General features: G+C 71.4%; 11 protein-coding genes. 1 reads left to right on the top strand and 10 read right to left on the bottom strand.

The genetic code is table 11. The annotated features are described in order from the left end of the window. Positions 1-32: 32 nt before the first annotated feature. From EV375_RS25210 to EV375_RS25180, 7 genes are all read right to left on the bottom strand, one after another. Positions 33-806: an urease accessory protein UreD gene (locus EV375_RS25210; RefSeq protein ID WP_130302862.1), complete on the bottom strand. Its 774-nt coding sequence runs from the start codon at positions 804-806 to the stop codon at positions 33-35. A gap of 65 nt (positions 807-871) precedes the next feature. Beyond that, positions 872-1,594, bottom strand: coding sequence for an urease accessory protein UreG (gene ureG, locus EV375_RS25205; RefSeq protein ID WP_130302249.1), 723 nt, complete (start codon positions 1,592-1,594; stop codon positions 872-874). Positions 1,595-1,705: 111 nt separating this feature from the next. Then, positions 1,706-2,368, bottom strand: a complete 663-nt coding sequence (locus EV375_RS25200) for an urease accessory UreF family protein (RefSeq protein ID WP_130302248.1) — start codon at positions 2,366-2,368, stop codon at positions 1,706-1,708. Positions 2,369-2,438: 70 nt separating this feature from the next. After that, positions 2,439-4,172: an urease subunit alpha gene (locus EV375_RS25195; RefSeq protein WP_486588797.1), complete on the bottom strand. Its 1,734-nt coding sequence runs from the start codon at positions 4,170-4,172 to the stop codon at positions 2,439-2,441. Continuing rightward, complete coding sequence (locus tag EV375_RS25190) at positions 4,162-4,509, bottom strand: urease subunit beta (RefSeq protein WP_130302247.1); 348 nt, start codon at positions 4,507-4,509, stop codon at positions 4,162-4,164. The genes EV375_RS25195 and EV375_RS25190 overlap by 11 nt, the downstream gene beginning before the upstream one ends. Before the next feature lie 35 nt (positions 4,510-4,544). Further along, positions 4,545-4,847 carry an urease subunit gamma gene (locus EV375_RS25185; protein ID WP_130302246.1) on the bottom strand — a complete coding sequence of 101 codons (303 nt, stop codon included), beginning with the start codon at positions 4,845-4,847 and terminating at the stop codon, positions 4,545-4,547. A gap of 111 nt (positions 4,848-4,958) precedes the next feature. Further along, positions 4,959-6,650: a purine-cytosine permease family protein gene (locus EV375_RS25180; RefSeq protein ID WP_486588796.1), complete on the bottom strand. Its 1,692-nt coding sequence runs from the start codon at positions 6,648-6,650 to the stop codon at positions 4,959-4,961. A 960-nt stretch (positions 6,651-7,610) separates the two neighbouring features. Between EV375_RS25180 and EV375_RS25175 the strand changes: the two genes are divergently transcribed. Next, complete coding sequence (locus tag EV375_RS25175) at positions 7,611-8,624, top strand: helix-turn-helix domain-containing protein (RefSeq protein WP_165434849.1); 1,014 nt, start codon at positions 7,611-7,613, stop codon at positions 8,622-8,624. Between the two features lie 51 nt (positions 8,625-8,675). Here EV375_RS25175 and EV375_RS25170 read toward each other — a convergent pair whose 3' ends face one another. The 3 genes from EV375_RS25170 to EV375_RS25160 all read right to left on the bottom strand — a co-directional run bounded on the left by EV375_RS25170 (position 8,676) and on the right by EV375_RS25160 (position 11,773). Then, positions 8,676-9,701: a pirin family protein gene (locus EV375_RS25170; RefSeq protein ID WP_130302244.1), complete on the bottom strand. Its 1,026-nt coding sequence runs from the start codon at positions 9,699-9,701 to the stop codon at positions 8,676-8,678. Between the two features lie 187 nt (positions 9,702-9,888). Continuing rightward, positions 9,889-11,085, bottom strand: a complete 1,197-nt coding sequence (locus tag EV375_RS25165; protein ID WP_130302243.1) for a GDSL-type esterase/lipase family protein — start codon at positions 11,083-11,085, stop codon at positions 9,889-9,891. A 118-nt stretch (positions 11,086-11,203) separates the two neighbouring features. Continuing rightward, on the bottom strand, positions 11,204-11,773 hold the full coding sequence (locus EV375_RS25160; RefSeq protein ID WP_130302242.1) for a TetR/AcrR family transcriptional regulator: 570 nt from the start codon (positions 11,771-11,773) through the stop codon (positions 11,204-11,206). Between the last annotated feature and the right edge of the window lie 432 nt (positions 11,774-12,205).

Genomic DNA, 12,205 nt, shown 5'->3' with positions numbered 1-12,205 from the left:
GGTCCCGCGGAACCGGCGGCGCGGAGCGCCGGTCAGTCGGCAGCCGTCGGGGGCCGTTTCAGCAGCGGCAGCACTGCCAGGGCGTCCGCACCGAGCGCGGTGACGAGCACTGCGGGCCCGTCCAGCGGGGTGGCGACGGCGTCGGGACCCGGCAGGCACGGCGGTGCGGGCTCCTCGGACAGCTCCGGGTCGACGACGAGCAGCTGTCCTACGGCCCGGTGCCCGCCCAGCACGGCACCGCTCTCCCACCCGGCCGCGCCCGCGCCGGTGTCGAGTTGCTGGTCGAGGAGAGGCCGGCCGCAGCGGTTCACGGTGAGCCTGGTGCTGAGACGGCCCGGTTCCTCACCGGTGCGCCCCAGCACGGAGATCTCCCGCAGTTCCAGGCAGGCAGTGAGCGCGAGGTCGACGTGGACGGTCTGGCGCAGGTCACTGCGCGAGGCCGAGATGACAGGTTCGGGCAGCCATCGCAGATGTGCGTGCTCGCCGACGGTGAGACGAATGTCGTAGTGGGCGGCGTCACCGCCGCGGCCAGGCAGTGCGATGGTGGCCGCGGCGGTGTCCATCCGGAGTCTGGCACCGGCTTCCACCCGCACGTCCAGAGTCAGCCGGTCGCCGCCGAGCGGGGCGCTCATCGCGCCGACGAGGGTGACTCGTGCTTCACCTGCCGCACCGTCGTCCGCAGGTCGTGTGAGACGCGGGGTGAGCGGTCCCGTACCGCCGGCCAACGGGACGGCGGTACCACCGCGGCCGTCCGCGACAGCTGTGACACGGGCACCGCCGCGCACGGCGGAGGCGCGAAGCGGCAGTGCGCCGGCTCCCGCGCGGCCTCCCGCGACCGCCGTCCTTGTGCCGGTCTCGCCTGTAACGCGGCTCACGCGGTTGCCGTCTCCTGCTTCCAGGCCGCGAGTCGGGCACGTGTCCAGTCGGCGACCGCGGCCACGCCGTCCTCGGCCTTCAGCGAGGTGAACACGACGGGACGGCTGCCCCGTTGTGCCTCCGCGTCGCGGGCCATGGCGGCAAGGTCGGAACCGACGTACGGGGCGAGGTCCGTCTTGTTGACCACGAGGAGGTCCGCAGCAGTGATCCCGGGGCCGCCCTTGCGGGGGATGTCGTCGCCGGCGGCCACGTCGATGACGAAGATCTGGGCGTCGACGAGCCCCCTGGAGAAGGTGGCCGTGAGGTTGTCACCGCCCGACTCGACGAGTACCAGGTCGAGGCCGCCGCCGGAGGCCGCGGCCTGCTCCAGGCCCTCCACGGCTTCCAGGTTGGCGGAGATGTCGTCCCGGATTGCTGTGTGCGGGCACGCGCCGGTCTCGACGGCGGCGATCCGCTCGGACGGCAGCACGGCCGCGCGCAGCAGGAATGCCGCGTCCTCCCGCGTGTAGATGTCGTTCGTGACCACGGCGAGTGAGAACTCGCGGCGCAGAGCCCGGCACAGCGCCGCCACGGTGGCGGTCTTCCCCGAGCCGACGGGCCCGCCGAGGCCGATGCGCAGGGCCCGGCGAGCCCCGCTGCGGTGGACGAGCGCGGCGCTGTCCGGCTCGGCGCTGTGGGTGTGCCGGTGCGGGATCCGGACGGGCTGATCAACGTGCATGGCAATGGCCCTGCCTTTCGAGTGACGTCGGGTGCTGACTGCGGAGTGGCTCATCGGCGCCCTGGGCGCGGGGCGTGGGGCGGGGAGCCGTCGCGCACGGCCGGGGAGGATCTACGAAGCGAAGAGACGTACCGGCCAGTTGGCGTGGTCCTCCGCCGTGATCTCCAGCAGCGGTGCGGCGGCTGCGGGGAGTTGGCCGATGTGTCCGCGTGCGGCTCGTGCCGCCTCGCCGGCGATCCCGGTGACGGCCGACGCGAGCCGGGCGAGCACCGCAGAGGCTTCGAAGGGGTCGAGGCCGAGCAGCCTCACCGCCGCGGTGGCCGGCGCCGAGACCGCCTCGTATGCGGCGGCGTGGGCGGCCTCCAGGGGAGTGAGCCCCGCGGCGAGGGCCACGAGGCCGAGTACCACGGGCTGGTGTGCACCGCCCGGCCGTGCCTGTGCCAGGTCGTCGAGCGCCGCTGACGGCCAGGCCGCCCGCCCTGCCCGCATCAACTGGCGACCGAGCTTGCGGGACGTACGGCGCAGGGCCGGCGATGGAGTACGGGCGTCGGCCGCCTCATCCAGTACGAGGGGGTCGTGACCGCCGGCGGCGGCAGCGGCGAGGGCCGAGGCGACCAGGCCCGACGTGTGCAGGCGGCCCCGGCAGAAGTCCGCGAGCGTGGCGGAGTCGACGATGCGGCCGGCCCGCACCGCGGCCTCCGCGCCGCCGGAGTGCGCGTGTGCTCCTGAGGGGAAGCGCCCGTCCGCGAGGACGAGGAGGGCGGCGGTGGTCATTCCACGGCCCTGGCCGGTGGTCTGGTCGTTGCTGTGCAGGTCATGGGCGCATCCCTCCGGGCCGGCCGCGTCAGAAGAGGAAGTAGCGCTGGGCCATGGGCAGTTCCTCGGCCGGCGCCGGGTCGACGGCTTCGCCGTCGATGCTGACGGTGAAGGTGTCGGGATCGACGGCGACGTCGGGTAGCGCATCGTTGCCATGCATGTCCGCCTTGGTCACAGCACGGGTGTTGCGGGCGGCGACGAACTGCTTGCCGAGGCCGAGCCGTTCCGGCAGCCCGTCCTCCAGAGCCGCCGCGTTCGCAAAGTTGAGCGAGTTCGCTGCGGGAGCGCGGCCCGTGGCTCCGAACATGGGCCGGGGCAGCACGGGTTGGGGCGTCGGAATGGACGCGTTGGCGTCCCCCATCTGCGCGTAGGCGATCTGCCCGCCCTTCAGGACGAGGTGAGGCTTCACACCGAAGAAGGCAGGCTCCCACAGCACCAAGTCCGCCAGCTTGCCCGGCTCGACGGAACCGATCTCGGCATCGAGTCCCTGCGCGACGGCGGGATTGATGGTGTATTTGGCGACGTAGCGACGGGCACGCGCGTTGTCGGAGCGGCCGTCGCCGGGAAGGGCTCCGCGTCGGCGCTTCATCACGTGAGCGGTCTGCCAGGTGCGCAGTATCACTTCACCGATCCGGCCCATGGCCTGGGAGTCGGAGGAGATGATCGAGATGGCGCCCATGTCGTGCAGCACGTCCTCGGCGGCGATGGTGGACGGCCTGATGCGGGACTCGGCGAAGGCGAGGTCCTCGGGGACGGCAGGGTTGAGATGGTGGCAGACCATCAGCATGTCGAGGTGTTCGTCGACCGTGTTGACGGTGTGCGGCCTGGTCGGGTTCGTCGACGACGGCAGCACGTTCGGATGGCCCACGACTGTGATGATGTCGGGGGCGTGGCCTCCTCCCGCGCCCTCGGTGTGATACGCGTGAATGCCGCGGCCCGCGATCGCGCCCAGGGTGTCTGCGACGAAGCCTGCTTCGTTGAGCGTGTCCGTGTGGATGGCGAGCTGGGAGCCGGTCTCCTCACAGACAGCGAGGCACGCATCGATGGCCGCAGGAGTCGCTCCCCAGTCCTCGTGGATCTTGAACCCTGCGGCGCCGCCCCGCAGTTGGCTGTGCAGCGCCTCTCGCGAGACGGTGTTCCCCTTGCCCAGCAGCGCCACGTTGACGGGGAAGTCGTCCAGGGCGGCGAAGGTTCGCGCAAGGTGCCACGGACCGGGCGTGATCGTGGTCGCCTTGGTGCCCTCCGCCGGTCCCGTGCCACCGCCGAGCAGCGTCGTGACTCCGGAGGCCAGTGCCTCGTCGACCAGTTGCGGGCAGACGAAGTGGACATGGGCGTCGACGCCGCCCGCGGTGAGGATCCTGCCGTTGCCGGCGATGATCTCGGTTTCCGGCCCGATGACGAGGCCGGGGTGCACGCCGTCCATGGTGTCGGGGTTCCCGGCCTTGGCAAGCACCGTGATCCGGCCGTCCCGGATGCCGACATCCGCCTTGATCACGCCCCAGTGGTCGAGTACCAGGGCACCGGTCACCACGGTGTCGGGCGCACCTTCGGCACGTGTCGTGCGCGCCTGGCCCATGGACTCGCGGATGACCTTGCCGCCTCCGAAGACGGCCTCGTCCCCCGCCCGTCCCGGACCTCCGCAGCGGTCCTCCTCGACCTCGACGAGGAGATCGGTGTCGGCGAGCCGGACCCTGTCGCCGATGGTGGGACCGAACAGGTCCGCGTAGACGGTGCGGGGAAGCACGCAACCCTCATCGGTCACCGGTATCTCCCCCCTCCGCCGCCTCGCCGCCACCGAGCGGTCCGCCGGTCTCACCGCGCAGTCCGGCGACCACGCGCCGGCCGCCGAGCGGGACGAGCGTGACGTCGACAGGGACGCCGGGCTCGAACCGTACGGCCGTTCCCGCCGCGACGGCGAGGCGCCTGCCGTGCGCGGCGGCCCTGTCGAAGTCGAGCCCGGGGTTGGCCTCCGCGAAGTGGTAGTGCGAGCCGACTTGTACGGGCCGGTCGGCTGTGTTGAGGACGGTGAGCCGGGTGACGCCGGCGCCCTCATTGAGCCTCACCGGGCCGTCACAGTGGAGGATCTCTCCCGGTATCACGTAACGACGCTCCTTCCGCTCTCGCCCGGTTCAGGTCAGGGGACGGGCCGGTGGACCGTGACCAGCTTCGTTCCGTCCGGAAAGGTGGCCTCGACCTGCACGTCGCCCAGCATCTCGGGCACTCCCTCCATGACGTCGTCACGGCTGAGGACTTCGCGTCCCGAATCCATCAGCTCGGTGACGGACCGGCCGTCCCTTGCCCCCTCCAGTACGTGCGAGGTGATCAGCGCGACGGCCTCCGGGTGGTTGAGCCGTACGCCGCGCTCCTTCCGACGCGCGGCGACGTCGGCGGCGACATGGATGAGCAGACGTTCCTGCTCGTGCGGTGTCAGCTGCATAGTCTCCACTCCCCGCCTTCCCGCCTCTCCTACGCCGGCATGCGGCCCGCAGGTCAAGACAGGCTATGCCGGGAGCATTTCAGCGGCGTTAACGGTGCGAGGGCCGAGCCGTCACGTATCGACGGCGGCGCCGCGGGCCGGCGTGGCCGGAGCGAGGACGTGGTCGCCGGCCCTGTCCGTTGCGAGGCACAGGGAGCAGACGACAGCGTCATGGGACGGGCAGGCGGTCACGTCCGGGCGTTCGTACTGCTGCCCGCACACGTGGCACCGGTAGGCGACGGCGCTGGGGTTGCCGTCCTTGTCCTGGCGCGGTTCGGCGATGCCGTCGTCGGTGCGGCGCAGGTAGTAGCGGCCCCTGGTGAGGAGGGCCGTCACAGGTGTCAGGACGAAGGCGATGAGCGCTGCGGCAAGGGGTGAATACGGCTGCAGGGCGTCGCCGAACGCATGGAAGTACAGAGCGATGGACAGTCCGGACGCCGCGCCGAACGCGACGAGACCCACCGGGTTGGCCGCGTGCAGCATGCCGCGCCTGAACTCCGGTGTCTTCGGGGAGAGCCGGAGCAGGTACTTGTTGACGGTGATGTCGGTGGCGACGGTGACGACCCACGCGATGGCGCAGTTCGAGTAGAAGCCCAGGATGGCGTTGAGGAAGCTGAACATGTCGGCCTCCATCAGTGTCAGCGCTATGGCGAGGTTGACCAGGACGAAGACGAGCCGGCCCGGATAGCGCCCGGTGACCCTGGTGAAGGAGTTGGTCCACGCAAGAGATCCCGAGTAGGCGTTCGTGACGTTGATCTTCACCTGGCTGATGACGACGAGGACCACGGCGACGGGAATCACCAGCCACGGCGGCAGCATCGCGCTGAACGCGCCACGGAACTGCTCGATGGGTTCCGTGGCTGCGGCGGGGCCCACTTCCGCGAGTACGTACACGGCGAGGAAGACGCCCGCGGCCTGCTTGAGCGCCCCCAGCACCACCCAGCCGGGCCCTGCGGTGAGCACCGCCGCCCACCACGAGACACGGTTGCCGGGCGTCTTGGGCGGCATGAAGCGCAAGTAGTCGATCTGCTCGCCGATCTGGGCGATCAGCGAGAGGCACACTCCTGCTCCCAGCAGCACCGGGCCGATGCTGATCGCGCCGTCGCCGCCGGTTCCCTCGTACGTCAGGAAGCGGTGCACCGAGTCCGGGTCGGTGCTCACCAGATAGAGCAGCGGTCCCACCATCAGCAGCAGCCACAGCGGCGTGGTCCACACCTGGAGCCTGCTGAGTGCCTTCATGCCGTACACGACCAGCGGTATCACCAGGAGAGTGGAGACCAAGTATCCCAGCCACAATGGCAGTTGAAGCCCGATTCGCAGCCCCTGGGCCATGATCGAGCCTTCCAGCGCGAAGAAGATGAACGTGAAGCTGGCGAAGATGACGCTGGTCAGCACCGAGCCGTAGTAGCCGAAGCCGGAACCGCGCGTGATCAAGTCGAGGTCGATGTTGTACCGGGCGGCGTAGTAGGCGAGAGGGATCCCCGTGAGGAAGATGACGACGGCCGCGACCCCGATGGCGGCCAGCGCGTTGCCTGTGCCGTGTGCGAGGCCGATGCCGGCTCCGATGGAGAAGTCGGCCAGATAGGCGATGCCGCCGAGCGCCGTCGTCGCCACCACCGACGGCGTCCATCGCCGGTAACTGCGCGGGGCGTAGCGGAGCGTGTAGTCCTCCAGCGTCTCGCGTGCCTGGTCCGGCTGTGCCCGCCCGAGTTCGGTGCCCTCGGACGCTGGATCATGCACTGGCAGTTGCTGCTGGGTACTCATGGTGCCTCCATGGCGCGAACGCCTCGCTGCGGCGCAGTCGCGCTGTGGTGCGGTGCGGCGAACAGCGTCGACGCCGGCGGACGGACGGGGCGGCGCGGTTCGCGGCAGGACGGGGGCTGCCCTCGCGGGACGGCAACGGCCCGCAAGGTCACCGGAATCCGCCCGGCCCGTACGCGGACGCGGGCCACACGTCCGCGCTGGGGGCCCGGACTCCGGCAGGCCGCACAGGCTAGGAATCCCGTGTTGCACCGCCATTTCAGGGCGGAGGACGCCCAGTTGCCGGTTGCTGCCGGGCAGGACCGGCCGTCGGCGGGGTACCGTCCTGGCCGCCGGGCACGGCCGTCGCGCTGTGGGCCGCGCCGGAGCAGTCGGCGTACGGCCCCACCGTGGCCCCGCGAGCCTCATCTCACGCCGGGGTGAGCTGGGCGGCGCCTTCCTCCGCAAGCGGCCGGCCGCCCTGCACCGGGGGCCGGGCGGAGGGCGGCGCGCCCGCCCGGTCCGCGGGCCTTGCGCTCTGCGCGGAGCGCGTCACCGTCCACGTCGCAGGGATGGGGGAGGGGTGCGACGACCGGCACGGCCCGCGAGCCCTCCGCCAGCGCCCGAGAGGGCTGTGAACGGCCGGAACGGTGCTCACGGCCGTGGTTGTGGAGCCGGGAGAAACGCAGGTGGCCACCGCCCGTGGACCCGGTGTGACCGGCGAACCGGACTGTCCGGCGCCGGGCGGATGAGGAGTTACGGTCGAGAGAGGAGTCCGGCATGTCCGGTCGGCCGCCGAGGAGTCGCTGAGCGACTGCCGGCTCTTCCGATGCGCGCGGCGCGCGCGGATCGTCCGCGGTCGAAGGGCTGCGGCGAACCGGAGTGCGCCTGGCAGCGGCACCTCGCTCCCGCCGGTGCATGGACGGGTTCGGAGAGGCCGCCCGGGCACACGCGGGAAACCGACCTCTCGCTGTGAGAAAGCCGATGAACACCGCCACCGTCGATACGCCCCTTGAGTCCCACAGGCTGCGCCGGACCACGTTCGAGACCGATGACTTCGACGCCGGCCGTGCCTACATGAACGCCACCTACGGCACGAGCCTGCACCTGAGAAAGGGAAGCAAGTGGGACCAGTCCGTCAAGCACGCCCGCTACGACTTCGGCGACTTCTGTGTGGACGAGCTCACCCTGCCCATGGAAGCCGGGTACGACGTCGAACCGCTCGGGAGCCTCGCAATCGTCCAGCCGAACTCCGGCTGGGTGGACCACCGCTGGGAGGAGAGCAGCGAGAGCACGGGGCCCGGCGACGTCGCCGTCATCTCACCGCCGCACCGGCCCTTCAGCGTCACACTTCACAATCTCGGCTCCGGGACCGTCGTCCTGCACCATCCCCTGCTGATGCGGGCCGCGGGTTTTCCCGAGGACGAGCCGGACAGCTCACTCCGCTTCTCCGGCACACGGCCGGCGTCAACGGAACGCGCAAGTGAGTGGCGCCACGCGGTCAGGTGCGTACGCCAGGTCATCACCGCTCGTCCCGAGGCGCTGAGCGAACCACTCGTGGTAGGCAATCTGGCCCGCAACCTCGCGACGAACGCGCTGGAGACCTTTCCCAACACCGGTGGCCCCGAGCCGACTTCGGCGGACGGCGGTGATGCCACGGCTGCTGCCGTGGCGAGGGCCGTGGCTTTCATCGAGGAGAACGCGCACACCGACATCAGCCTCGCCGACATCGCCGCCGCGGCCCGGGTCACCCCCCGCTCACTTCGGATCGCCTTCGCCCGCCATCACAGAAGCGGCATCTTCGGCTGCCTGCGCAGTGTGCGCCTGGAGCACGCGCACTTCGACCTGCTCGCTGCCGACGGTGACGCACCGGGCGCCGAGGACGGTGAAACCGTGGCGGCGGTCGGCGCGCGCTGGGGATTCGCCAGGCCGACCGATTTCGCGGCCTCGTACCACCATGCGTACGGCGTGAGCCCCGAGGAGACCCTCCCGGCCTGAGGCCCGCCGCGGCGCCGGGATTCCGGCGCCGCAGCGGTTCCCCCCCCACGGTCAGCGGGCCTCAGCCTCACCGGCTGCGTCCCCGTCCAGCGGGGCGTCGGTCGCGGTGCGGTGCGGAACCGGCTGGGGTGCGGCGGTGCCGAGGCGGCCGTTCTGGAAGTCCTCGACCGCCTGGAGGATCTCCGCCTTGGTGTTCATCACGAACGGACCGTAGCGGGCGATCGGCTCGCGGATCGGCAGCCCGCCCAGGAGCAGCACCTCCCAGCCTGTGCGGCTGCCGTTGTAGTCCTGGTCCTCGGAGGCCCGCAGGGTGAGCGCCTCACCGGGGCCGAGCACGGCGAGCTGCCCCTCCTCCAGCGGCCGCCGCTCCGTTCCGACGGTGCCGCGGCCGGCCAGCACGTAGACCAGGGCGTTGAACTCCTGCGGCCAGGGCACGCCCAGCTTCGCTCCCGGGCTGACCGTGGCGTGGACGTACGTGATGGGGGTCCTGGTCATGCCGGGGCCGCGGTGCCCGGCGAGGTCACCTGCGATGACACGCAGCAGGCTCCCGCCGTCGTCGCTGGAGAGCAGGACGGTCTGCCCGGCGGTGATGTCCTGGTACTGGGCCGGTGTCCACTTCAGCGACCTGGGCAGATTGACCCACAGCTGGATTCCGTGGAACAGGCCGCCCTTCGCGACGAAGTCCTGCGGAGGCAACTCCGAGTGCAGCACGCCCGCGCCCGCGGTCATCCACTGGGTGGCGCCCTCGGTGATCAGGCCCCCACCGCCGGTGGAGTCGGTATGTTCGAAGGCGCCGTCGAGCATGTAGGTCACCGTCTCGAAGCCGCGGTGCGGGTGCCAGGGCGCGCCCTTGGCCTCGCCGGGTCCGTACTCGACCGCGCCGAGGTGGTCCAGCAGCAGGAAGGGGTCGGCCACCGCGAGATCCATTCCGGGGAACGGCCTGCGTACCTCGAAACCCTCCCCTTCCATCTGCCGGTGGGCGGTCACGGTCCTGGTGACCTCTCGCCACCGGAGGCCCGCACCCGCGGGGGAGGGGACGCGCGGCAGCGTGAGGGTGTCCGCGGTGACGGCCGGCATGGTGACCTCCTGAGTGAGGGGAAGCAGTGCACCCCGGTCAATGAAGTTCAGTTTTCAATTATTCCTGGTTCCGGGCCGTCTCCTGCCGGCTCTGGCGTGCAGCGCCCGGCACCCGGGCGTCCACCCGCCCGCAGTGAAGCTGCCCGCCGCCCGTCGCAAGGGCGCGGTGGTGAACCCGCCGGCCTCTTCAGGAACTGCGGTCCGCGAAAGGGCCGTCGGCGCTGAACGCCAGCCCCGCGAAGCGTTCGCCGATGCGGCGGTGCGTCGCGGCGTCCGGGTGGAGTCCGTCGGGCAGCGGCAGTTCGGCGAAGTCCGCCTCACCGTAGAGGTCCGGGCCGTCGAGGTGGTGCAGGTTCTCGTCCTGCGCCGCCCGCTGCTCCACGATCCGGGCCAGCTCCTCCCGCACGACCTTGAGAGTGAGCTTCCCGCTCGCCGCTTCCGCCGGATCGCCGGCGGCCCGGAAGCGCAACTGGCCGGTGCCGAGCGCGGCCAGGTCCGGGGCGCTGGGGCCGGGGACGTCCTCGTGGATGGGGCAGTGGATCGGCGAGACCACCAGCAGCGGCGTGGTGGGGTGGCCCTCGCGGACCGTGTCGAGGAATCCGTGGACCGAGGACGTGAGGGCGCGCAGCCGCATCAGGTCGGCGTTGACCAGGTTGATGCCGATCTTGACGCTGATCAGATCGGCAGGGGTGTCGCGCAGCGCACGGGCGGTGAACGGATCCAGCAGGGCGCTCCCGCCCAGACCGAGGTTGACCAGTTCGACTCCGCCGAGGGCGGCCGCGAGCGCGGGCCAGGTGGCCGTGGGGCTCGCGGCGTCGGAGCCCTGGCTGATCGAACTGCCGTGGTGCAGCCACACCTTGCGGCCTCTGCCGGGCACGGGCTCGACAGGGGCGTCGGTGCGCAGAGCGACGAGTTCGGTGGTCTCGTTGTGCGGCAGCCAGATCTCGACGTCCTTCTCGGTGCCGGGCAGGCCGTTCCAGCGGGCGGTGCCGGCCGTGCCCGGCCGCGTCTCGGCGGTCCCGGTGGTCATGTCGATCGTCATGGTGTTGCCGCCGGCCACACTGGCCTGCCCCGCGAGTCGGCCGTCGACGACCAGGTCGTAGACGCCGTCGGGGCGGGGTGGTGCGCCCAAGTAGACGCGCTTGGTCGGCAGCGAGTCCAGTTCGACGGCGGTGGCGCGGGTGCGGAACGCCAGCCGCACGCCGGAGGGCTGAGCCTCGGCCATGGCGAGCTGTCCGTCGGTGCTCTGGGCGCGGGCGCGCGCGGGCAGCCTGTGCGGCAGGACGCCGTGCGCGGTCTGCTCCAGTTCGAGCGCGCCGCGCACCAGGTCCGCGGTTATCGGCGTCGTGACGGGTGCGGTGGTCGGGTTGTGTTCGCAGTTCATCGCCTCGGCCTGTTGCTCACGAAGTCTGGATCGGACTGGGGGACTGGACCGGAGGGGTCCGGTGCGGGACGAGCCGCCCTGCGCGTGCAGAGGACGGCGGGCGCCGCGGCGCGAGGCTTCAGGGCGAGGCCGCGCCCCGCAGCAGTGCGTCGAGGCGCTCCAGGAGCCACGACCAGGTCTCCTGCGTGCCGACGGGGGTGTGGCTGAAGCCTCCGGCCGACTCCAGGCTGATGTAGCCGTGGAAGATGCTGCCCAGCAGCCGCACGGCGTGCGTCTGGTCCGGCTCGCTCAGGTCGTAGCCGCGCAGGATCGCCCGCGTCATCTGTGCGTGCTTGACCCCCGCGCTCGCCGCCGCCGTCTCCGGGTCGAGCCGGAGCTGTGCCGCGGCGTAGCGGCCGGGGTGCTCCCGGGCGTAGTCGCGGTAGGCGTCCGCGAAGGCGGCCAGGGCGTCCTTGGCGGCCCGTCCGGCCAGGGCGGCGGCGGCACGGTCGGCGAGTTCCTCCAGTGCGAGCAGGGCGATCCTGGTTCTGAGGTCCTCGGAGCTCTTCACGTGCGAGTACAGGCTCGCCGCCTTGACGTCGAACCGCCTGGCGAGTGCGGAGACGGTCACCTGGTCGAATCCGGCCTCGTCCGCCAGCTCCGCTCCGGCTCGGACCAGCCGTTCCGTGTTCAGTCCCGCGCGTGCCATGCCGTCCCGCCCAATCTGCCTGAAGTGCTTAGGCTATAACCTACACCTTTTAGGAAACTAGGTGAAGCGACCACGTGCAGCGAACGGGCGCAGCGAACACATGCAGCGAACGGGCGCGGCCTCGCGGAGACTTCCGCGGCGGCCCCGCCGACCGGCTGGCACCCCGGCGCACAGGCGACGACGGCGTGACCGGCCCTGCGGCGGGCGGGAACCGGTCACGTCTCACGAACGTGGGCACCGCATGCCTGACCGCGCATGCGCAACCGGTCGCAGCGGTGCGGGCGGTGGCCTCCCGGGCTGCTGCCGGGCCGGCCCTCCGGCGGGGCGAATAACGTCGCCCGTCCGCTGACGAGTCGAGCCTTCGGGCCGCACGTGACGAACACGGTCACGAGCGCCACGCCCGTCCACTCGTCACCGACTCCCGCCCGGCAA

This window comes from Streptomyces sp. CNZ301 (assembly GCF_004217425.1).
The sequence above is the reverse complement of the archived record's forward strand: the minus strand, read 5'-3'. Positions and strand labels throughout refer to the sequence as shown.